Below are 21,298 nucleotides of genomic sequence, written 5' to 3'. Positions count from 1 at the left end.
CTGTTGGCCGGGCCCTCGCGCGATGACTGCGCGGGAGGGCGCGGATCCCGGTGACGGATGCCCTTCCGCCCCCCCATCCCCGTGGGGCGGGCCCCGAGGCGTGGGGTGGGAGATCCGTCCGCCGGTGCCGGCCACCCCCCACCGGGCGCGGACGAGCTCACGAAGCCGATGCGTCCCGAGCAAGCAAGGATCGACCATGGCTTCCAGCCTGACGACGGCTTCTCCGAGCCCCGCTCACGAGAAGACCCTCCTCGGCCACCCGATCGGCCTGGCCACGCTGTTCATGACCGAGATGTGGGAGCGCTTCTCCTACTACGGCATGCGTGCGCTCCTCGTCCTGTACTTGGTCTCCGGCGGTGTCGACGCCGCGACCGGTAGCCAGGGTGGCGGCCTCGGCTTCACTGCGGCGACGGCCACGGCGATCTACTCCGTCTACGTGGCCATGGTCTACCTGATGGCCATGCCCGGCGGCTGGTTCGGTGACCGCGTCTGGGGCGCCCGCAAGACGGTCGCCATCGCCGGCGTCGTGATCATGGCGGGCCACGTGTCGCTCGCGCTGCCCGGCCAGATCGCGTTCTTCGTCGGTCTGCTGCTGGTCGCGGTCGGCTCCGGTCTGCTGAAGGCCAACATCTCCACGATGGTCGGCCACCTGTACCGCGGTGTGGACGACCCGCGCCGTGACAGCGGCTTCACGATCTTCTACATCGGCATCAACGTGGGTGCCCTGCTCGCACCGGTCGGCATCGGCATCGTCGGTGAGACCGTGAACTGGCACCTCGGCTTCGCGCTGGCCGCCGTCGGCATGGCCGTCGGTCTGGTGGTCTACCTGCTGGCCGGCCGCACCCTGAGCCCGCAGAGCAGCATCGTCCCGAACCCGCTGAGCGCGGTCGAGCGCAAGGCCGTGATCGTCAAGGCGCTGGCCGTCCTGGCCGCCGTCGCCGTCTTCTACGGCGCCGTGGTCGCCGCGGACATGTTCACCATCAAGTGGGCGCTGTACCCGATCACCATCGCCGGCCTGCTGATCCCGGTCGCCGTCCTCGTGCGCATCAAGCGGGACAAGGACCTCTCCGCCGTCGAGCAGACCCGGATGAGCGCCTACATCTGGTTCTTCGTGGCCGCCGCCGTGTTCTGGATGATCTACGACCAGGGCGGTTCGACGCTCTCGCTGTTCGGTGACAAGAACTCCGAGCGCGCCCTGTTCGGCTGGGAAGTCCCGACCACCATCTTCCAGTCGCTGAACCCGCTCTTCGTGGTGGCCCTGGCCCCGGTCTTCGCCGCCGCCTGGGTGGCCCTGGCCCGCCGCAACCGCGAGCCCAGCACCATCGTGAAGTTCTCGGTGGCCCTGGTCATCGTCGGCGCCTCGTTCTTCGTCTTCGCCCTGCCGCTGAGCCAGACCTCCGGCAACGACACCAAGGTCACCATGTGGTGGCTGGTGCTCATCTTCCTGATGCACACGCTCGCCGAGCTGTGCCTCTCCCCGGTCGGCCTGTCGGTCACCACGAAGATGGCGCCGCAGAAGTACGGCTCCCAGATGATGGGCGTCTGGTTCCTGGCCGTCACCGCCGGTGACTGCATCACCGGTCTGATGGGTCTGGCCGACGTGCAGCTGAACGGCGTCGGGGTCATCCTCTTCCAGGCGGTCGCCGCGACGCTCGCCGGCCTCGCGATCTTCATGTACCGCAAGAAGGTCAACGCCCTCATGGGCGGCATGGGCTGACGCGTTCGCGCCCCGTACGACGGAGACGGCCCGGCACACCCTTCGGTGTGCCGGGCCGTCTCCGTGTCAGCGGGTGCCGCGCAGGCGGCGCCACGGGGTGAAGGTGAACACCGCGCCGCCGAGCAGGATCACCGTGCCGGCGACCAGGGCCAGGGCCTTGATGCCGCCCTCGTCCTCCGCGCCGGTCTCGGCGAGGCCGCCCGAGGTGGCGGTGCCGGAGGTGGCGCTGCCGGAGGTGCTCGTCGAGGAGCCGGAGCCGCCCGGTTGCGCGGCGGTGTCCAGTTCCAGCGAGACCCCGCTGCTCGTCGCCTTGCAGGGGACGTTGATCGGGGTGGCGCCGGGGGCCATCGTGACGTCGATGGTCAGCTGGTCCGGGCTGAGCGTCACCTTGCCGCTCTTGCCGGGCTTGTAGGTGCCCGTCATGTCGCTGAGGCTGACCGGGGCCTTGTCCGGGATGGGTTCCGCGTTGGCCGGGCCGGAGACCTTGACCGTGCCGCTGTCCGCCCCGCCGAGCTTCACGTCCATCGAGGGCTTGAGCGCTCCCGCGGGCAGGGCCATGGGCGCCGCCATCGCACCCTTGGCGGTCTTGACCGTCAGGTCGTAGCTGCCGCCGTTCTTCTTCGCGTTGATGGTGACCGGGGTCTTGATGCCCCCCGGGACGACCGGACCGCAGTCGAAGGCCACCTCGACCGCCTTGCCCGGGAAGTCGGTCTGGCCGCCCCCGCCGCCGGAGGCCGATCCGCCCGAAGTGGTCGTGGAGCCGCCGATGGTGGTGGAACCGCCCGTGGTGGTGGAGCCGCCGGTGGTGGTGCCACCGGTCGTCGTACCGCCGCTGGAGCCGGCCGCCACGTCGATGGTGGCCCCGACGCCCACGCTGCCGGTCGGGGCGCACTTGGTGACGAACGTGCCGAAGGAGAAGGTGACGGCGACGTCGTACTTGCCGGGGGTCAGCGTGACCTTCCCGGCCTTGGTGAGCTTCAGCTTGCCCTTCATCACGGACATCACCATGGGCGCCTTCTTCGGGATCGGCGGGTTCTTCTTCTCCCCGACGACCTTCAGCTCACCCCCGCCGCCGCCCACGGTGATCCAGCCGGTGGGCTGGACCGCGTCCTGCGGGATGTCCATCAGGTCCGTGTTGTTCGAAGCCGGCTTCACCGTCTCCCAGGACACGTCGACCTCGTCGCCGACCTTCGCCGAGGCGGGAGCGGTGACCTTGGCGGTGGTCTCCCCCTCCACCGGACTGCCGCCCCCGGCCGGGGGAACGCACTTGACGTTGAACTTGGTCTCCGCGGCCTGGGCGGGAGTGGCTCCGATGGCGATACCGGCGCCGCCGAGCAGCAGCGCGATCACGGCCGCGCTCACCCTCCGTTGGGTTTTCACGAATGTCCCTTCGTCGTCGAACGGTTCTCAGACGGTGCGGACGCCTGTGGTGCTGTGCCCGGCGTGCTGTCCGGGGTGAACCACGGCAGGACCGCCGTGGTGGTCTGGGGGGACTGCTCCGGCCGGTCGGGGCCCGGGGCCAGCTCGGGGGGCCGCGGGTCCCCGGTCCTCGGCAGCCGGGCCGTCACGGCGGAGGCCGCCGCCGCGGCCGCGGCGGCGGTCGTGTCCAGGGGACGCGTACCGAGGTGGCGACCGGCGGCGGGCGCGGTGCGCGGCCGCACCCGGTCGACGACCGCCATGCCGATGCGGAAGACCGCGGCCGGGATCACCAGCAGGAGCAGGCCCCAGAAGAGCAGCACCCCGTACGGACGGTCCACGCCCCAGGGCTGCGTGGCCACCACGGTCTCGCCGTACTTGAGGGAGATCGTGTAGTCGCCGTGGGCGCCGGCGGCCAGGCCCACGTCGAGCGCGATCTCCGCCTTGCCGCCGGGCGGGATGGTGCCCTTCCAGCGGGCCTCCTCCCACAGCGGGGCGAACACCCCGTGCGCGGTGCCGAGCTGGAAGACCGGGTCCTTGACCGGGACCGGCCCGAGATTGCCGACGGTGACCTTGAACTTCCGGGCGGGCGGGGCGCCGAACCAGGTCAGCACCCCGTCCTCGCCCTCCAACCGGACCCCGGTGAGCATCGCGAGGCGGGCCGTGCCGGATTCGGCGGGCAGCTCGGCGACCGGGTGGTCGGTGATCTTCAGGGGGGTCGCGACGGTGGACTGGTCACCGTTGACGGAGGTGACGTTGACGATGCAGGGGCACGGCTTGGGCGGTGCCACCACGGGCAGCTGGGCGGTGAAGCGGCCGTCGGCGGCGACCGAGACTGCGGCGCCGTCGGCGTTGGCGCAGCTGTTGGTGCCGCCGATCATGTTCTGGCCGCAGACCAGCAGCATCACCAGCGTCTTGGCCGGCCAGCCGGTACCGGTGACGGTGATCCCGGTGCCCTTTGCGGCCTCCTGGAGCGAGAGCGCCACGGCCGGCTCGCCCTCGGCGGCCGCGGCCGGGCCCGTGGGGAACAGGGCGAGGGCGCACACCGCCAGCCCCGCGGCCAGCAGGGCTCCGACTCTTCTCACCTGGCGGCTCCCGTCAGTTCGTGGTGCGGTGCTGGGGTCGTCGGTCCGGCCGCGGGCGGCGCGCCCGGCGCCGGGAACGGGCCCGGTGGGGGCCGCCGCCTGCCGCGTACGAGGTGCAGCGCGGCGGCGGTGGTCGCGCCGAGGCCGAGCAGGCCGGCCCCGGTCCAGCCGGCCGGGCCCCCGGGGACGAGCCAGCGCGAGCCGGTGGCCACCGCGAGGGCGCCGCCGGGGGCGGTCACGGTGAGGGTGACGCGGACCCGGTCGAGGGCCGGGGCGCCGGGCCAGGGCTCGGTGAGCTCCACCCGCTGGCCGGGGAGCAGTTCCACCGGCAGGGTGCGGCCGCGGGGCGGGTCGGACACCTCGCCGATGAGGGCCTCGGCGCTGATCCGGAGGTCGGGGGCGAGGGCCACGTTGCCGCGGTTGACGAGGGTGTAGGCGATGACGGCGGCCGGGCCCCGGCCCCGTACGGCGACGTCCTCGACCGTGAGGGCGGCCAGGGCGGGGCCGCCGACCCGCAGGTGGACCCGTACTCCGACCTCGTGGCCGCCCTCGGTGGCGATCACGGCGGCGGGGTGGTCGCCGGGCGGGGAGGCGGGCGGCACGGTGAGGGTGAAGGGGACCACGGCACGGGTGCGGGGCGGGACCTTCACGGTGGCGGCGGCCCCGAAGCTGATCCAGGAACCGGCCCCGGTGGCCCCGGTGGCCCCGCTGCCGGGCGCCGCCGGGCGGACCGCGAAGGCGCCGTCGGCCGTGTTGTACGCGTCGGCCCCGCGCAGCGTGATGGTGCGCTCCCGGTCACTGGTGTTGACCAGGGCGAGGCGGTCTTCCAGCACGGTGCCGGCGGCACCGGCCAGGTAGAAGTAGGGGCGGACGGTGGCCGCGGCTCCGGCGGCGGGCTCGGCGGTCCAGCCCGGCTCGTCGGCGGCCGCGGGGTGCGCGGGGGCCGCGTACAGCGTGGCGGCGGCGAGCAGCAGGACGGCGCCGGCGCGCCTCAGGGTGTGGAGCACGTGCATGACCGGGGTGCTCCGTTCAGGACCGGGCCCGACGGCCGCGCCGGGTCAGCCAGAGCACGCCGACGGCGCCGGAGAGCAGCACGGTGCCGCCGAGGGTGCCGAGGGCCAGGGCGGAATCGGCGGGCCCGGTCTGCGGGAGGGTGTCGCCGGTGGTGTCGGGGGCGGCCTGCGTGGTCCCGCCGCCGGGTGCCGTGACGTCCAGTTCCAGCGAGGGCTTCGGGCTGTTGCCGGGGGTGCAGGTCGTCGTGGTGCCCATCGCCACGATGGTGAGCACCCCGGCGGTGAAGGTGACCTTGCCGCTCTTCTTGGGCGTATAGGTGCCCGAGAGGTCGGTGATCTTGATGGGTGTGTCCGGGGGCACGGCCTCGGGGTTGGACGGACCCGAGACCGGCACCGACGCCTTCTCGGCACCGTCGACGAGGACGACGGCGCTGGGCTTCATCGCGCCCTTGCCGAGTTCGATGGGGCTGGACGAGACGCCCTTCTGGAAGGACATCGTCAGCTTGTACCCGTCGCCCTCCTTGGCCGCCTTGATCTCGATGGGTGACACCGCCGACTTGTCCCCGATCGGGGTCTTGCAGTCGTAGGCGACGTCGACGACGGCGGCATGGGCCGCGGGGGCGGTGAACAGCACCGCCGATCCGGCCAGCGCGGAGGCCAGCGCGAGCGCAGTGGTGCGTTTGCGGTCGGACACCTTCGTCTTCCCCTCGGGCCACAGAAAACTGACGACACATCAGATCGGTGGCTCAAGGTACGCCCGGGCCCTTACGGAGGGAAGACAAAGGACAGGCCCGAATTGACCGTTCGTCAGTGGGCGCGGACGCCCTTCTGCCACACCGCGGAGACGAGCGGTACGCCCGGCCGGTAGGCGAGGTGGACGTGGCTCGGTGCGTCCAGCAGGGCCAGGTCGGCGCGGGCCCCGGGGGCCACGCGGCCGATGTCCTCGCGGCGCAGGGCGCGGGCGCCGCCGGCGGTGGCCGCCCAGAGGGCCTCGTCGGGGGTCATCCGCATGTCGCGGACGGCGAGCGCGATGCAGAACGGCATGGAACTCGTGTAGGAGGATCCGGGGTTGCAGTCCGTGGACAGGGCGACGGTGGCGCCCGCGTCGATCAGGCGCCGGGCGTCGGGCCACTGGGCGCGGGTGGAGAACTCGGCGCCGGGCAGCAGGGTGGCGACGGTGGTTCCGGCGGCCTGCGCGAGGGCGTCGACGTCGGCGTCGGTGAGGTGGGTGCAGTGGTCGGCGGAGGCGGCCTCCAGTTCGACGGCGAGCTGGACGCCGGGCCCGTAGGAGAGCTGGTTGGCGTGCACGCGGGGGATCAGCCCGGCGGCGGCGCCGGCGGTGAGGATCGCGCGGGCCTGGTCGCCGTCGAAGGCGCCCTTCTCGCAGAAGACGTCCACCCAGCGGGCGTACGGGGCGCAGGCCTCCAGCATCTCGCCGGTGACGAGGTCGACGTAGCCGGCCGGGTCCTCGGCGAAGTCCGGGGAGACGATGTGCGCGCCGAGGTAGGTGACCTCCTCGGTGTGCGCGGCGGCGATGCGCAGGGCGCGGGCCTCGTCGGCGACGGTGAGGCCGTAGCCGGACTTGGTCTCGAAGGTGGTGGTGCCCTGGCGGCGAGCCTCGTCGAGGTGGCGCACCAGGCCCGCCTCCAGCTCGGCGTCGGAGGCGGCGCGGGTGGCGGCGACGGTGGTGCGGATGCCGCCGGCGGAGTAGGCACGGCCCGACATCCGGGCGTTGAACTCCTGGGTGCGGTCGCCGGCGAAGACGAGGTGCGAGTGGGAGTCGACGAAGCCGGGGATGACGGCCCGGCCGGCCGCGTCGAACGCGGTGTCGGCGGCGGGAGCCTGTGCCGCGGGGCCGACCCAGGCGACCTTGTCGCCGTCGATGACGACAGCCGCGTTCTCGATCAGGCCGAGGGGGCTGCCGTCGCCGAGGGCGGGGTCGTTGGTGACGAGGCTGCCGATGTTGGTGATGGCGGTGGTGGTCATGGGGTCCTCTCAGAGGGTTCGTTCCCCCACCCCGCCCTTTCGCCGTTTCCTGGGGCTCCGCCCCGGACCCCGCACCTCAAACGCCGGCGGGGCTGTATTTCAGCCCGTCCGGCGTTTGAGGACCGGGTCCGGGCAGAGCCCGGTTTCGGGAAGGGGCGGGGTGGGGGAAAGCCCGCCGCAGGCGGCACGGTCAGGAGCGCAGGGCTGCGATGGACTCGGCAAGGGCGGACGGGACGTCCGGGACCAGGGTGTGGGCGCCGTCGCGGACGATGTGGCGGCCGCCGACCACCGTGTGGCGGACGTCCGAGGCAGTGGCGGCGAAGACGGCCGTCTCGGCGCCGAGGCGCGCCAGCGGACCCGCCGTGCGCACGGAGTCCAGCGCGATCGTGGTGAAGTCCGCGAGCGCGCCCGCCTCCAGGCGGCCCGCGTCCGGGAGTCCGAGGGCGGCGTGGCCGTCGGCGGTGGCGGCGGCGAGCAGGGCGTTCGCCGTCCAGTGACCCCGGGTGCGGCTGCGCAGGCGCTCGTTCAGCTCCATCGCGCGGGCCTCTTCGAGCAGGTCGATGACCGCGTGGCTGTCGCTGCCCAGGGACAGCGGGCTGCCCGCGTGCTGGAGCCGGGTCGCCGGGCCGATGCCGTCCGCGAGGTCGCGTTCGGTGGTGGGGCACATGCACGTACCGGTGGTGGTCCCGCCGAGGAGGGCGATGTCCGTGTCGGTGAGGTGCGTGTTGTGGACGCCGGTGGTGCGCGGGCCGAGCACGCCGTGGTCGGCCAGCAGCTGGGTCGGCGTGCGCCCGTGGGCGGCCTGGCAGGCGTCGTTCTCGGCGGTCTGCTCGGAGAGGTGGACGTGCAGGGGCGCCCGGCGCTCCTCGGCCCAGCCGGCGACGGTGGCCAGTTCCGCAGCCGGCACGGCGCGGACCGAGTGGATGGCGGCGCCGATCAGGGCGTGCTCGCGGGGCTTGAGGGCACTGGCGCGCTCGGCCCAGGCCTCGGCGGTGCCGTCGGAGAAGCGCAGCTGGTGGCTGTTGGGGGCCTCGCCGAAGCCCGAGGACAGGTACGCCGTGTCCAGGAGCGTGATCCGGATGCCGGCCGCGGCGGCGGCCTCGATCAGGGCCTCGCCCATCGCGTTCGGGTCGGCGTACGCGGCGCCGCCGGGCGCGTGGTGGACGTAGTGGAACTCGCCGACGTTGGTGATGCCGGCCAGCGCCATCTCGGCGTAGACGGCGCGGGCGAGCGCGAAGTAGCTGTCGGGGGTGAGGTTCTGGGCGACCTTGTACATGAGGTCGCGCCAGGTCCAGAAGGTGCCGGAGCCGATCTGGACCGTGCCCCTCAACGCACGGTGGAAGCAATGAGAATGCGCGTTGGCCAGCCCGGGGATCGTCAGGCCGCGCAGCACCTCCGCACCGGGCGGCGGGCTGCTCACGCCGGTGCGCAGGGCACCGATGCGGCCCTCGGCAGTCACCTCCAGGGCGACGCCCGGCTCGACGTGGGTGTCGAGCCAGGCGTGCTCCAGCCAGTACGTCGTCAACGACATGCCAGGCCTTCCAGTACGTCGGCGAGGGCGAGGACGCCGGCCACGCAGTCGTCCTCGGCGGCGAACTCCCGCGGGGAGTGGGAGACGCCGGTCGGGTTCCGCACGAACAGCATGGCGGTCGGGACGGCCGCCGAGAGGATCCCGGCGTCGTGTCCCGCTCCGGTCCCGAGAACGGGGACCGAACCGCCGAGGATCCGGTTCATCTCGTCGCGCAGGGCGTGCTCGAACTCGACGACCGGGGTGAAGGACTCCCGGACGACGGCGAGGTCGATGCCGTCCTGGTCGGCGCGCTCGCGGGCGGCCTTCTCGATGGCCGTGACGACCGTGTCGAGGGTGGCCTGGTCGGCGGCGCGGGAGTCGAGCCAGCCGCGCACGAGCGAGGGGATGGCGTTGACCCCGTTGGGCTCGACCGAGATCTTCCCGAAGGTGGCGACGGCCCCGGCGAGGGCCGCCTCGGTACGGGCGGCCAGCACGGTCGCCGCGTAGGTGAGCATCGGGTCGCGGCGGTCGACCAGCCGGGTGGTGCCGGCGTGGTTGGCCTCGCCGCGGAAGTCGAACCGCCAGCGGCCGTGCGGCCAGATCGCGGAGGCGATGCCGACCCGGTCCCCGGAGAGGTCCAGGGCCCGGCCCTGTTCCACGTGCAGTTCGACGAAGGCGCCGATGCGGCCGAGGCGTTCGGGGTCGGCCCCGATGGCCTCGGGGTCGTATCCGGCGGCCTCCATGGCCTGGGGCAGGGAGATGCCCTCGGCGTCGCGCAGCTCGTACGCCTTGTCCTTGGTCAGCTGTCCGGCGGCGAGCCGGGAGCCGACGCAGGCGAGCCCGAAGCGGGCGCCCTCCTCGTCACCGAAGTTGGTGATGGCGAGCGGCCTGGAGAATTCCGCTCCCCTGCTGCGGAGCTCGTCCAGGGCCGCGAAGGAGGACACCACGCCGAGGGGGCCGTCGAAGGCCCCGCCGTCGGGGACGGAGTCCAGGTGCGAGCCGGTGACCACGGCGTCCCCCGCGAGGGGGTCACCGAGCCAGGCCCACTGGTTGCCGTTGCGGTCCGTCTCGTACGTCAGCCCGCGCGCCTCGGCCTGCTCCTGGAACCAGGTCCGGCAGTCGGCGTCGGCCCCGCTCCAGGCGTACCGGCGGTACCCGCCGGTGCCGGCGTCGCGGCCGATGGGTGCGAGCTCGGCCCACATCTGGTGGAAGGTCACGCGGAGTCGCCCTCGCGCATCGGGACGCGGACGCCGCGCTCGTCGGCGACCGTCTCGGCGATGTCGTAGCCGGCGTCGACGTGGCGGATGACGCCCATGCCCGGGTCGTTGGTGAGGACGCGGCGGATCTTCTCGCCGGCCAGCGCGGTGCCGTCGGCGACCGTGACCTGGCCCGCGTGGATCGAACGGCCCATGCCGACGCCGCCGCCGTGGTGGATGGAGACCCAGGAGGCACCGGAGGCCACGTTGACCATGGCGTTGAGCAGCGGCCAGTCGGCGATCGCGTCGGAACCGTCCAGCATGGCCTCGGTCTCGCGGTACGGGGAGGCAACCGAGCCGCAGTCGAGGTGGTCGCGGCCGATGGCCAGCGGCGCAGCGAGGGTGCCGTCGGCGACCATCTCGTTGAAGCGCTCGCCGGCCTTGTCGCGCTCGCCGTAGCCGAGCCAGCAGATGCGCGCGGGCAGGCCCTGGAAGTGGACGCGCTCGCCGGCCATCTTGATCCAGCGGTGCAGGGACTCGTTCTCCGGGAAGAGCTCCAGCATGGCCTTGTCGGTCTTGTGGATGTCCGAGGCCTCGCCGGACAGGGCGGCCCAGCGGAAGGGGCCCTTGCCCTCGCAGAACAGCGGGCGGATGTAGGCCGGGACGAAGCCGGGGAAGGCGAAGGCGCGGTCGTAGCCGGCCAGCTGGGCCTCGCCGCGGATGGAGTTGCCGTAGTCGAAGACCTCGGCGCCGGCGTCCATGAAGCCGACCATGGCCTCGACGTGCTTGGCCATGGACTCGCGGGCCCGGGTGGTGAAGCCGGCCGGGTCCTTGGCGGCGTAGGAGGCCATGTCGTCGAAGTCGACGCCGACGGGCAGGTACGCGAGCGGGTCGTGGGCCGAGGTCTGGTCGGTCACGATGTCGATGGGCGCGCCCTCGGCCAGCATCTGCGGGAGCAGCTCGGCGGCGTTGCCGAGGAGGCCGATGGAGAGCGGCTTGCGGGCGTCACGGGCTTCGACCGCCAGCTGGAGGGCGTGGCGCAGGTTGTCGGCCTTGACGTCCAGGTAGCGGTGCTCGATGCGGCGGTCGATGGCGCGCGGGTCGACGTCGATGCAGATCGCGACGCCGTCGTTCATCGTCACGGCCAGCGGCTGGGCGCCGCCCATGCCGCCGAGGCCGGCGGTGAGGGTGATGGTGCCGGCCAGGGTGCCGCCGAACTTCTTCGCGGCGACGGCGGCGAAGGTCTCGTAGGTGCCCTGGAGGATGCCCTGGGTGCCGATGTAGATCCAGGACCCGGCGGTCATCTGGCCGTACATGGTCAGGCCCAGGTTCTCCAGGCGGCGGAACTCCTCCCAGTTGGCCCAGTCGCCGACGAGGTTGGAGTTGGCGAGCAGGACGCGCGGCGCCCACTCGTGGGTCTGCATCACGCCGACCGGGCGGCCGGACTGGACCAGCATCGTCTCGTCCTGCTTGAGGGTCTGCAGGGTGCGGACCATCGCGTCGTACGAGCGCCAGTCGCGGGCGGCCTTGCCGGTGCCGCCGTAGACGACGAGCTTGTCGGGGTGCTCGGCGACCTCGGGGTCGAGGTTGTTCTGCAGCATGCGCAGGGCGGCTTCCTGCTGCCATCCCAGGGTGCTGAGCTCGGTGCCTCGCGCGGCACGTACGGGGCGGGGTCCTGACATAGCGTTGCCTCCTCCGATGTTGGTCAATCTATTCACATACTCCCGCCCTGAATAGATTCAGTCAACAGCTGCGGGCGGCCCCGTCGAATGATGGGATGGCGAACATGGGCACCGAGGACGCCGCCGAGAGCGCCACCGAGAGCGCTGCCGCGCGCCGCGATCTGGCCGTACGAGCCGCCGTCGAGCAGGGGATCGTCGGCGGGACCGGCCCCGCGCCACCCCTGGTCTGCCTGCTGGACACGGCCGGGATCCGCGCCTCCGCCGCCGCCCTGACCGATGCCTTCGCCACCGCCCCTCCGCCCGCCGCCCCCGTGTTGCACACCTTCGCCGTCAAGGCCTGCCCGCTCGTCCCGGTGCTGCGGCTGCTCGCCGACGCCGGGCTGGGCTGCGAGGTGGCGAGCCCCGGCGAGCTGGCACTGGCCCGGGCCGCGGGGGTCCCCGCCGACCGGATCGTCCTGGACTCCCCCGCCAAGACCGGGGCCGAGCTCCGCGAGGCCCTGGTGCTCGGCGTCGCCGTCAACGCCGACAACCGGCAGGAGCTGGAGCGGCTCGACGCGCTCGTCGGCCGGGCGCCGGCCGCGTCCCCGATCGGCGTCCGGATCAATCCGCAGACCGGCGCCGGAACCATCGACGCCCTGTCCACGGCCACCGCGAGCTCGAAGTTCGGCATCGCCCTGCGCGACCCCGGCGCCCGCGAGTGGCTCGTACGGGCCTACCTGGACCGGCCGTGGCTCACCCGCCTGCACGTCCACTCGGGCTCCCAGGGCGTTCCCCTGTCCCTGATCGCGGAAGGCGTACGGGACCTGCACGCGCTCGCCGAGGAGATCAACGCGGCGGCCGGCCGGCGGCAGGTCGACACCCTCGACATCGGCGGCGGCCTGCCGGTGAACTTCGCCTCGGACGAGGAGCACCCCACCCACGCGCAGTACGTGGCCGCCCTGCGCGGGGCGGTCCCCGCCCTCTTCGACGGCTCGTACGGCCTGGTCACGGAGTTCGGCCGGTCCCTGCTGGCCAAGCACGGCCTGGCGCTGGCCCGGGTGGAGTACACCAAGACCAGCGGATCCCGGCCGATCGCGCTCACCCACGCCGGGGTCCAGCTGGCGACCCGCACCGCGTACGCCCCGGCGGCCTGGCCGGTGCGGATCCTGCCCTACGACGCGAAGGGCTCCCCGAAGACCGGCGACCCGGTGGCCCAGGACGTCGCGGGCCCGGCCTGCTTCGCGGGCGACCTGCTCGCCTCGGCCCGCGAGCTGCCGTCGCTCGCCCCCGGCGACCTGATCGGGATCCCGGACACCGGCGCGTACTTCTTCACGGCCCACTACGGCTACAACAGCCTGCCCCGCCCGGCGGTCTACGGTTTCGCGGTGGGCCCGCAGGGCCGGGTCCGATTCAGCCTCGCCAGGCCGGCGCAGGACCTCGCCGAGATCGTGGCCGAGGCAGGCGGAGACCTGCGGGACGCACTGCTCTGACCGGACCGCTCTGGGACCCGTCACCCGAACAGGTGATTTCGTCCGGATTCCTCTCATCACACGGAACTCGCTGTGACAGTTCGGCTACGGCTCAACCCATGCGGTACCTGATAGTCCTCCTCGGGACGGCAGCTGCGTTCGGCTTCTGCTTCGCCCTGGCCCACTGGGACCCCTTCGACTGGCTGCCGGACGGGAAGGGCAGCGGCGTGGAGGTCGCCTCGGCCTTCGCCGGCGCCATGGCGACAGCGGCCCCCGGCGCGTGGTGGGCCGTCGGCAGGCGGCCCAAGGCCGTGCGCCAGCGCCTGCGCGCCAGGGAGAACAGCGATGTGATCCAGGAGAGCGGAATCGCGGACCCCGACGAGGTGGACCAGGACCTCGACGCCGCCCCCGGCGCGGTGGTCCGGCAGACCGGCGGGAGGGCCGCGCCATAGCCCTCCGCAAGCGGTCGCGGCAGCAGCTCACGGCCCACCGGAACAGCCAGGTCACACAGGTGGCCGGGGACTACGTGGTCCACCGGACCGACACCCCGGCCGCGCCGAACGCGCTGCGCGCCCTGCCCCAGGCGCCCGACGTGCTGTCCGGGCGCGAGGAGGCCATCGGCGAGCTGCTGAAGACGCTGGCACCCGGCGGAAGCAAGGCCACCGTGGTCTCCGGCCTGGCCGGGGCCGGGAAGACCGCGCTGGCGCTGACCGTGGCCCAGCAGGTCATGGAGGAGGGCTGCTTCGAGGGCGGGGTCCTGTTCGTCGGGCTGCGCGGCTACCTCCCGAACGGCGCACTCGGCGGCGGCCAGGCGGTCTCCCTGCTCCTGGGCGAGCTGGGAATCCGCGACGAGGACGTCCCGCCGACGCCGGAGGGACGGCTGGCGCTGTACCGCTCTGAGCTGGCCGCGCGGGCGGCCGAGGGGCGCCGAGTGCTGATCGTGGCCGACGACGCAGGCGAGATCGGGCAGGTACGCGACCTGGATCCGACGGGCTCGGGCCGCTGGCGCATGCACGACCTGGTGCGGTTGTACGCGGCGGAGCTGGCACGCCCGCACGCGGAAGAGGACGGGTGGGACGCCGCCGCCGAGCGCCTGATCTGCCTGTACGGGGCGTTGCTGGTGGGGTCCGACGGCCACCTCCGGGGCCGGACCGACGAGGAGTGGTCCGCGCACGTACCCGATGCGACCACGGCGTTGCAAGTGCTCGACGAGGAGCGGGACAACCTCATCGCGCTGGTCCCCTTCACCGCGGCCCTCGGCAAGTCGGCCGACGTGAACGGATTCTGCGCGTACCTGCAGACCTACCTCCGTCGGCGCAGGCTCTTCCAGGAGGCGGTCGCACTCAACCGGCTGAGCCTCGCGGAGGCGGAGCGCTCCGGTGACGCCGCGGCGCGGAACGGGACCCTGCGCAACCTCGCGATGGCCGTCGCCCAAGTCGGCGAGTTCGAGGAGGCCGCCGCCCTGCGGGAGCGGTTCGCGCCCCCGGACCCCGGGGAAACCCCGCACGAGAGGGCGGGCCGCCTGCTGAACGAGGCGAGCCTCGCACTGATCTCCGGCCGCACGGACCAGGCGGTCGCTGCCGCGGAGGAGAGCCTGCGCCTCTTCGGCGACCTGGGCGACCGGCGGAGCGAAGGGGAGGCGTGGAGCAACCTCGGCATCGCCCTCCAGGAGCAGGGGCGCTGCGAGGAGGCGGTCGCCGCCCAGGAGAGGGCCAACACCATCCTCTCGGAGGCCGGACATCCGCACTCGGCAGCCGCGGCGAGACGCAATCTGGGCGGGGCGCTCAGCGCGGCCGGGCGCCATGAGGCGGCCATCACGGCCTATGAGCAGGCCGTGGCGATGTTCGCGGAGCTCGCGGAGGTCCACGAAGTGGGCGTGGCTTTCGCCGGGCTGGCCGAGGCTCTGGACCGCGCCGGCCGCGCCCGGGCCGCCGTCGAAGCCCACGGGAAGGCCGTCCGGTGCTTCCGGCACACGGGCGACCAGCGGGGCGAGGCGCATGCGCTGGTCATGCACGGCATCGCGCTGGCCGGACTCCGGGACTTCGAGGGCGCCGCTCTGGTCCACGAGCGGGCGTGCACGCTGTCCGAGGACATCGGCGACCGCTCCGGGGCGGGCTATGCGCAGTTCTGCCTGGCCAGTGCGCTCAGCCAGAGCGGCCGGGCCGACGAAGCGCGGGCCGCGCTGCTGCGGTCCGCCTCCGCCTACGCGGAGGCGGGGGACGAGGCGAGGTCCCGGCTGGCCACCCTCATGTTCGAAGGCATCCGCAGCCGGCCGAACCGCAGGAGAGGCCGCCGCGCGGGTCGCCTCCTGCGCCGCCGGGGCCGCCCCGCCGCCCCCGAGGAGCCGTAGGAAGTGCCCGCGGCACAGGGCAAAGACGCAAGCCAGGGCTCGGGCGGATAAGGGGCCCTACTCCACGAACAGGCCGCGGGCCGCGGCCCGCGCGTCGAAGGCCTCCAGCCGCGCCTGGGCGTCCGGCAGGGCGTCCGCCATCGACTCCAGCAGCACCCGGCCCAGCAGCATCGGCGCACACGCCGTGTCGAAGGCCAGCCCGGTGCCGACCTGCGCCGGAATCAGTAGGTCCGAGTGACGGGCCACGGGGGCGAAGGCCGAATCGGCGACCGTCACCACGGTGAGGCCGGTCCGACGCGCGCGTTCCAGCGTGTCCACGACCTCCCGGGGATGGCGGGGCAGCGCGAAGCAGAGCAGCGCCGTGGCCCCTTCGTAGCGCGCCGCGTCGATGCGGTCCTCCATCATCGAGCCGCCCTCGTCGAGGAGCCGGACGTCCGGGTGGACCTTCGACGCGAAGTACGCGAACCCGCGCGCCTGGGACGAGGCCGCCCGCAGCCCGAGCACCAGCAGCGGGGTCGAGGCGGCGAGCAGCCGCCCCGCCTCCTGGACCGGCGCGGGATCGGCGAGCATGGCGGCCAGCTGCCGCAGGTTCTCGATCTCGCCCAGAACGGCCTGCTGGTACTCGTTGTACGAGTCCTCGTGCGCGGCCTCGGGCCGCTCGGCGGGGGCCACCTCGCGCAGGTGGCGGCGGAGCGCGGGATATCCGTCGAAGCCCAGCGCCACGGCGAACCGGGTCACCGAGGGCTGGCTCACCCCGGCCAGTTCGGCGAGCTCGACGCTCGACAGGAAGGGCACCTCCGCCGCCCCGCGCACCATGCAGTGCGCGATCCGCCGCTGGGTCGGCGTCAGCCGGTGCCCCTCGAACAGCTTCTGCAGCCGCGCGGCCGGGCTGTCACTCATCCCGTCCCCTCCGTCCCGGTGAAATATTCAGTCACGGAGCACTCTGCATGCGGTTATGCAGCAGGGCAAGCCGTGCCCGGGATCCGGATACGGGGGCTAGCCGCAGTGCCGGGCCCCGCCGGGGTTCCTACGGTGGGGTCATGGACGCGCATGCCCAAGACCTGAAGAAGGAATTCGACGCGACGATGGACGCCCGGCGCGAGCTGGGCCCGGAGTACGAGGCCGCGCTCGTCGATTCGTTCGTCGAGAAGGTCGACACGCAGGTCCGGCGCCGACTCGCGGAGGAACGGCTGTCCGCGGCCCGCGGTGGCGGCCGGGCGCCCTCGGACGCACCGGGGGACGGGAACCTCGGCGAACGCTTCGGCTTCGCGATCATCACCCTGGTGCTGGCGATCCCCCTGTCGGCGATCGCCGCCACGCGGGCGCGGCTGCCGGGGCTGATCGTCACCTGGGTGGGGATCGTGGGCGTGAACTTCATCCACGCCCATCGCCTCCGCCGCGGTACGCAGGACCCCCGGGACTGACCCCCCACCCCACCGCACGGGCGAGTGAGCCGAAGGGGCGCGACGGGGAGTGAGGGCGAACGCGCGGAGGAAGCCGCGAGCCGGGGGCACCCCCAGCGGTAGCTGGGGGAGAGCGGTTTTCGAGCACGTACGCCCGCACGAGCCGGCACAAGGCGCCCCGGAGGCGAACCGAGCTCGAGAAAAATGGAACGCGCGGGGACCGCCGCACCCTCGGTCGCCCGAGGGGCGGGACGACGGCGGTCCCCGCGAAGGACACGGCCGGGTCAGGGCCGTCCGCGTCCGTGGCGCAAGCGCAGTCCGGGAGCCGCTCCGGAGGTACGCGCACACCGTTCCGTGGTGCCGGCCGGGTTCCGGTCTCCCGGACTTCCCTGCCGACAACCACCACTGTGCCCGAGCCGTGTTAAGCGGGTGCTGCCGTCACGTGTCATGCCCGTACCGTTTGCGCGAAGGCCGCGCCACGGGCCGGTTGCCCGGGGCGGGGAGGCGGGCCGTGGGCCCGCGCCCCTCCCCGAGCGGGCCGGGGCTACTTCGCGGACTTGGCGAGGAAGGCCAGCAGGTCCTGACGGCTCACCACACCAGTGGGCTTGCCCTCGACCAGCACGATCGCCGCGTCCGCCTCGCCGAGCACCGCCATCAGTTCGGACACCGGCTCGCCGGAGCCGACCTGCGGCAGCGGAGAGCTCATGTGCTTCTCCAGCGGGTCGGTCAGGGAGGCCCGCTGGGCGAACAGCGCCGCCAGGAGCTCCTTCTCGACCACGGAGCCGATGACCTCGGCGGCCATCACGTCCGGGTGACCGGCGCCCGGCTTGACGATCGGCATCTGCGAGACGCCGTACTCGCGCAGGACCTCGATGGCCTCGCCGACGGTCTCCTCGGGGTGCATGTGGACGAGGGAGGGGATGCCGCCCTCCTTGTCGTTCAGCACGTCGCCGATGCGCGCGGCGGGGCCGGCCTCCTCCAGGAAGCCGTGTCCCGCCATCCACTCGTCGCTGAAGATCTTGCTGAGGTAGCCGCGACCGCTGTCCGGCAGCAGGACGACCACCACGTCGTCCGGCCCGAGGCCCTCGGCGGCCTTGAGCGCGGCCACGACGGCCATGCCGCAGGAGCCGCCGACGAGCAGGCCCTCCTCCTTGGCGAGGCGGCGGGTCATCTGGAAGGAGTCCTTGTCGGACACCGCGATGATCTCGTCGGTGACGTTCGGGTCGTAGGCGGTCGGCCAGAAGTCCTCGCCCACGCCCTCGACGAGGTACGGGCGGCCGGAGCCGCCGGAGTAGACCGAGCCCTCGGGGTCGGCGCCGATGACCTTGACTTTCCCGCCGCTGACCTCCTTGAGGTAGTTGCCGGTACCGGAGATCGTGCCGCCCGTGCCGACGCCCGCGACGAAGTGGGTGATCTTCCCGTCCGTCTGGTCCCACAGCTCGGGGCCGGTGGTCTCGTAGTGCGAACGGGGGTTGTTCGGGTTGCTGTACTGGTCGGGCTTCCAGGCGCCGGGCTCGCGCGCAAGGCGGTCGGACACGTTGTAGTACGAGTCCGGGTGCTCGGGGTCGACGGCGGTCGGGCAGACCACGACCTCGGCGCCGTACGCGCGCATCACGTTGATCTTGTCCATGGATACCTTGTCAGGGCAGACGAAGATGCACTTGTAGCCCTTCTGCTGGGCCACGATGGCGAGTCCTACCCCCGTGTTGCCGCTGGTCGGCTCCACGATGGTGCCGCCGGGCTTGAGGGCTCCGCTCTGCTCGGCGGCCTCGATCATCCGTACGGCGATCCGGTCCTTCACGGATCCACCGGGATTGAAGTACTCGACCTTCGCAAGGACGGTGGCCTGCAGGCCTTCGGTCACACGGTTGAGCTTCACCAGCGGGGTATTGCCGACGAGGCTGATCATCGAGTCGTGGAATTGCACCATGTTCTCCAAGGAGGGGACTCCACGGGTTCTCCGGGAGGTCTGGCCAGAGTATGCGGAAAGGGATTGGCCGACCGTCCGTACGGGGCAGGTAGGGATCAATGAGGACCGAGGAGGTGGCCTGAAGGATGTCCAGGGCGAGAACAGCCCGCCGGATCGCGGCGGGGGCGGCGTACGGCGGAGGCGGACTCGGACTGGTCGGGGCCGCCGCGGTCGGGCTGGTGGTGGCCGAGATGCAGTTCGCCAGGCGGGCGGTGGGCTCGGGGCTGCCGGAGCCACCGCGTGCCGATGGGCTGTACGGGAGCGAATTCGGCGGGCCGGAGCAGAGCCCGGGGCCGCTGCGGCTGGGCATGCTGGGTGATTCCACGGCCGCGGGACTGGGCGTGCAGCGGGCCCGGCAGACTCCGGCGGCCCTGATGGCCTCCGGGCTGGCCGCGGTGGCCGAGCGGCCGGTCGAGCTGCGCAACGTGGCCCTTTCGGGGGCCATGTCGGACGACCTGGACCGGCAGGTCGGCTTGCTGTTGGACGGCCCCTGGCCGCCCCCGGACGTCTGCGTGATCATGATCGGCGCGAACGACGTGACCCGCCGGATGCCGCCGACCCAGTCGGTGCGGATGCTCACCTCGGCCGTGCGCAGGCTGCGCATGGCCGGCTCCGAGGTCGTCGTGGGCACCTGCCCGGACCTGGGCACGATCGAGCCGGTCTACCAGCCGCTGCGCTGGCTGGCGCGCCGGGTCTCGCGCCAGCTGGCCGCCGCGCAGACCATAGGAGTGGTCGCGCTGGGTGCCCGTACGGTCTCGATGGGAGACCTGCTCGGACCGGAGTTCGCCGCGAACCCGCGCGAGATGTTCGGCCCGGACTCCTACCACCCGTCGGCCGAGGGGTACGCGACGGCCGCCATGGCCGTGCTGCCGACCCTGTGCGCGACACTGGGCCTGTGGCCGGAGTCGGACCGGCTGGACGTGTCCCGGGACGAGGACATGCTGCCGGTGGCGAAGGCCGCGTCGGCCGCGGCGGGCCAGGCGGGCACGGAGGTCACGGCCGTCCGCGGCCCCTGGGTGCTGCTCAAGCACCGCCGCCGGCGGCGGGTGCCGGCGACGGACCCGGCCCAGCCGGTGGTGCCGTAGGCCCTGGCCGGGCGATCCGAGCGGGTTCGGGCCGCCCGCCGCGACGCCCGGACCGCGTCTCGTTCGGCGCCCACGGCCCGATGCCGCGGGCGAGTGCGGCCCGTGTCACACGCCCCGGCCGGTGACCTGGACCGTACGGGGCGGTAACTTCGCTTGCGGTCCCGCTCAGAGCCGCAACACACTCTTGGAGTCCCGATGCCCGAAGCCGTCATCGTTTCCACCGCCCGCTCCCCCATCGGGCGCGCCTTCAAGGGGTCCCTCAAGGACGTGCGGCCGGACGACCTGACCGCGACGGTCATCCAGGCCGCCCTGGCCAAGGTCCCCGGGCTGGACCCGCGCGAGATCGACGACCTGATGCTCGGCTGTGGCCTGCCCGGCGGCGAGCAGGGCAACAACCTGGCCCGCATCGTGGCCGTGCAGATGGGCATGGACTTCCTGCCCGGCACCACCATCACCCGTTACTGCTCCTCCTCGCTGCAGACCTCCCGGATGGCCCTGCACGCCATCAAGGCGGGCGAGGGCGACGTGTTCATCTCCGCGGGCGTGGAGACGGTGTCGCGGTTCGCGAAGGGCAACTCGGACTCCTGGCCCGACACCCACAACCCGTTCTTCGGGGACGCCGAGGCCCGTACGGCCGCCGTCGCCGAGAGCGAGGGCTCGTCCTGGCACGACCCGCGCGAGGACGGACTCGCCCCCGACGCGTACATCTCGATGGGCCAGACCGCCGAGAACCTGGCCCGCCTGAAGGGCGTGACCCGCCAGGACATGGACGAGTTCGGCGTCCGCTCCCAGAACCTGGCCGAAGAGGCCATCAAGAACGGCTTCTGGGCCCGCGAGATCACCCCGATCACCACCCCGGACGGCACGGTCGTCTCCACGGACGACGGCCCGCGCGCCGGCGTGACCCTGGAGGGCGTGCAGGGCCTCAAGCCCGTCTTCCGCCCCGACGGCCTGGTCACGGCCGCCAACTGCTGCCCGCTCAACGACGGCGCCGCGGCGCTGGTCATCATGAGCGACACCAAGGCCCGCGAGCTGGGCCTGACCCCGCTGGCCCGGATCGTCTCCACCGGTGTCACCGGCCTCTCCCCCGAGATCATGGGCCTGGGCCCGGTCGAGGCGTCGAAGCAGGCCCTGAAGCGGGCCGGGCTGACCGTCGGCGACATCGACCTCTTCGAGATCAACGAGGCCTTCGCGGCCCAGGTCATCCCGTCGTACCGGGACCTTGAGATCCCCCTCGACAAGCTGAACGTCAACGGTGGAGCCATCGCCGTCGGTCACCCCTTCGGGATGACCGGTGCGCGCATCACCGGCACCCTGATCAACGGCCTGCAGTTCCACGACAAGCAGTTCGGTCTGGAGACCATGTGCGTGGGCGGCGGCCAGGGCATGGCCATGGTCATCGAGCGGCTGAGCTGAGCCGTAGCGGAGGGTAGGGGTC

17 protein-coding genes are annotated in these 21,298 nt (G+C 72.9%); 7 read left to right on the top strand and 10 right to left on the bottom strand.

What is annotated here, in order from left to right:
* Positions 1 to 196: 196 nt before the first annotated feature.
* Positions 197 to 1,717 (top strand): peptide MFS transporter, encoded by a 1,521-nt coding sequence (locus tag ACIQK6_RS35765; RefSeq protein ID WP_402696692.1) that lies wholly within the window; start codon positions 197 to 199, stop codon positions 1,715 to 1,717.
* Positions 1,718 to 1,783: 66 nt separating this feature from the next.
* Here ACIQK6_RS35765 and ACIQK6_RS35760 read toward each other — a convergent pair whose 3' ends face one another.
* From ACIQK6_RS35760 to hutU, 8 genes are all read right to left on the bottom strand, one after another.
* On the bottom strand, positions 1,784 to 3,079 hold the full coding sequence (locus ACIQK6_RS35760) for a hypothetical protein (protein ID WP_402696690.1): 1,296 nt from the start codon (positions 3,077 to 3,079) through the stop codon (positions 1,784 to 1,786).
* A 14-nt stretch (positions 3,080 to 3,093) separates the two neighbouring features.
* Complete coding sequence (locus ACIQK6_RS35755; RefSeq protein ID WP_402696688.1) at positions 3,094 to 4,218, bottom strand: neocarzinostatin apoprotein domain-containing protein; 1,125 nt, start codon at positions 4,216 to 4,218, stop codon at positions 3,094 to 3,096.
* Complete coding sequence (locus ACIQK6_RS35750; RefSeq protein ID WP_402696686.1) at positions 4,215 to 5,231, bottom strand: hypothetical protein; 1,017 nt, start codon at positions 5,229 to 5,231, stop codon at positions 4,215 to 4,217. Before ACIQK6_RS35750 ends, ACIQK6_RS35755 begins: the two co-directional genes overlap by 4 nt.
* A gap of 16 nt (positions 5,232 to 5,247) precedes the next feature.
* Entirely contained in the window at positions 5,248 to 5,925 is a 678-nt protein-coding gene (locus ACIQK6_RS35745; RefSeq protein WP_329101367.1) for an LPXTG cell wall anchor domain-containing protein, read from the bottom strand.
* Positions 5,926 to 6,038: 113 nt separating this feature from the next.
* Positions 6,039 to 7,217 (bottom strand): imidazolonepropionase, encoded by a 1,179-nt coding sequence (gene hutI / locus ACIQK6_RS35740; RefSeq protein ID WP_329101365.1) that lies wholly within the window; start codon positions 7,215 to 7,217, stop codon positions 6,039 to 6,041.
* Between the two features lie 190 nt (positions 7,218 to 7,407).
* A complete protein-coding gene (locus ACIQK6_RS35735) occupies positions 7,408 to 8,748 on the bottom strand; it encodes a formimidoylglutamate deiminase (RefSeq protein WP_329101364.1) in 1,341 nt (446 codons plus the stop codon).
* On the bottom strand, positions 8,739 to 9,929 hold the full coding sequence (locus ACIQK6_RS35730) for an allantoate amidohydrolase (RefSeq protein ID WP_329107884.1): 1,191 nt from the start codon (positions 9,927 to 9,929) through the stop codon (positions 8,739 to 8,741). Before ACIQK6_RS35730 ends, ACIQK6_RS35735 begins: the two co-directional genes overlap by 10 nt.
* Before the next feature lie 11 nt (positions 9,930 to 9,940).
* Positions 9,941 to 11,605, bottom strand: coding sequence for a urocanate hydratase (hutU, locus tag ACIQK6_RS35725; RefSeq protein WP_329101363.1), 1,665 nt, complete (start codon positions 11,603 to 11,605; stop codon positions 9,941 to 9,943).
* A gap of 104 nt (positions 11,606 to 11,709) precedes the next feature.
* Between hutU and ACIQK6_RS35720 the strand changes: the two genes are divergently transcribed.
* The 3 genes from ACIQK6_RS35720 (at position 11,710) to ACIQK6_RS35710 (ending at position 15,403) form a co-directional block, all read left to right on the top strand.
* Positions 11,710 to 13,074 (top strand): diaminopimelate decarboxylase, encoded by a 1,365-nt coding sequence (locus ACIQK6_RS35720; protein WP_402696719.1) that lies wholly within the window; start codon positions 11,710 to 11,712, stop codon positions 13,072 to 13,074.
* 98 nt (positions 13,075 to 13,172) lie between these two features.
* The gene (locus ACIQK6_RS35715) at positions 13,173 to 13,505 is read left to right on the top strand and encodes a hypothetical protein (RefSeq protein WP_329101360.1); all 333 of its coding nucleotides are present in this window, start codon (positions 13,173 to 13,175) and stop codon (positions 13,503 to 13,505) included.
* Positions 13,506 to 13,564: 59 nt separating this feature from the next.
* Positions 13,565 to 15,403 (top strand): tetratricopeptide repeat protein, encoded by a 1,839-nt coding sequence (locus ACIQK6_RS35710; protein ID WP_402696682.1) that lies wholly within the window; start codon positions 13,565 to 13,567, stop codon positions 15,401 to 15,403.
* A gap of 57 nt (positions 15,404 to 15,460) precedes the next feature.
* On the opposite strand, the gene ACIQK6_RS35705 is transcribed toward ACIQK6_RS35710, so the two are convergent.
* Positions 15,461 to 16,303 (bottom strand): MurR/RpiR family transcriptional regulator, encoded by an 843-nt coding sequence (locus ACIQK6_RS35705; RefSeq protein ID WP_329101357.1) that lies wholly within the window; start codon positions 16,301 to 16,303, stop codon positions 15,461 to 15,463.
* 140 nt (positions 16,304 to 16,443) lie between these two features.
* Here ACIQK6_RS35705 and ACIQK6_RS35700 point away from each other — a divergent pair, with 140 nt between their 5' ends.
* On the top strand, positions 16,444 to 16,827 hold the full coding sequence (locus ACIQK6_RS35700) for a hypothetical protein (protein ID WP_402696680.1): 384 nt from the start codon (positions 16,444 to 16,446) through the stop codon (positions 16,825 to 16,827).
* 523 nt (positions 16,828 to 17,350) lie between these two features.
* Here ACIQK6_RS35700 and ACIQK6_RS35695 read toward each other — a convergent pair.
* Positions 17,351 to 18,733, bottom strand: a complete 1,383-nt coding sequence (locus ACIQK6_RS35695; RefSeq protein ID WP_030016498.1) for a cystathionine beta-synthase — start codon at positions 18,731 to 18,733, stop codon at positions 17,351 to 17,353.
* Positions 18,734 to 18,861: 128 nt separating this feature from the next.
* On the opposite strand from ACIQK6_RS35695, the gene ACIQK6_RS35690 reads away from it, so the two are divergent.
* Both ACIQK6_RS35690 and ACIQK6_RS35685 read left to right on the top strand, forming a co-directional pair.
* Positions 18,862 to 19,860 (top strand): SGNH/GDSL hydrolase family protein, encoded by a 999-nt coding sequence (locus ACIQK6_RS35690; RefSeq protein WP_402696678.1) that lies wholly within the window; start codon positions 18,862 to 18,864, stop codon positions 19,858 to 19,860.
* Positions 19,861 to 20,055: 195 nt separating this feature from the next.
* Positions 20,056 to 21,276, top strand: coding sequence for an acetyl-CoA C-acetyltransferase (locus ACIQK6_RS35685; RefSeq protein WP_329101351.1), 1,221 nt, complete (start codon positions 20,056 to 20,058; stop codon positions 21,274 to 21,276).
* Positions 21,277 to 21,298: the final 22 nt, after the last annotated feature.

Source organism: Streptomyces sp. NPDC091682, assembly GCF_044756625.1.
GTDB lineage: Bacteria > Actinomycetota > Actinomycetes > Streptomycetales > Streptomycetaceae > Streptomyces.
Note: the sequence above shows the minus strand (reverse complement) of the source record. Positions and strands in the feature narration are given on the sequence as shown.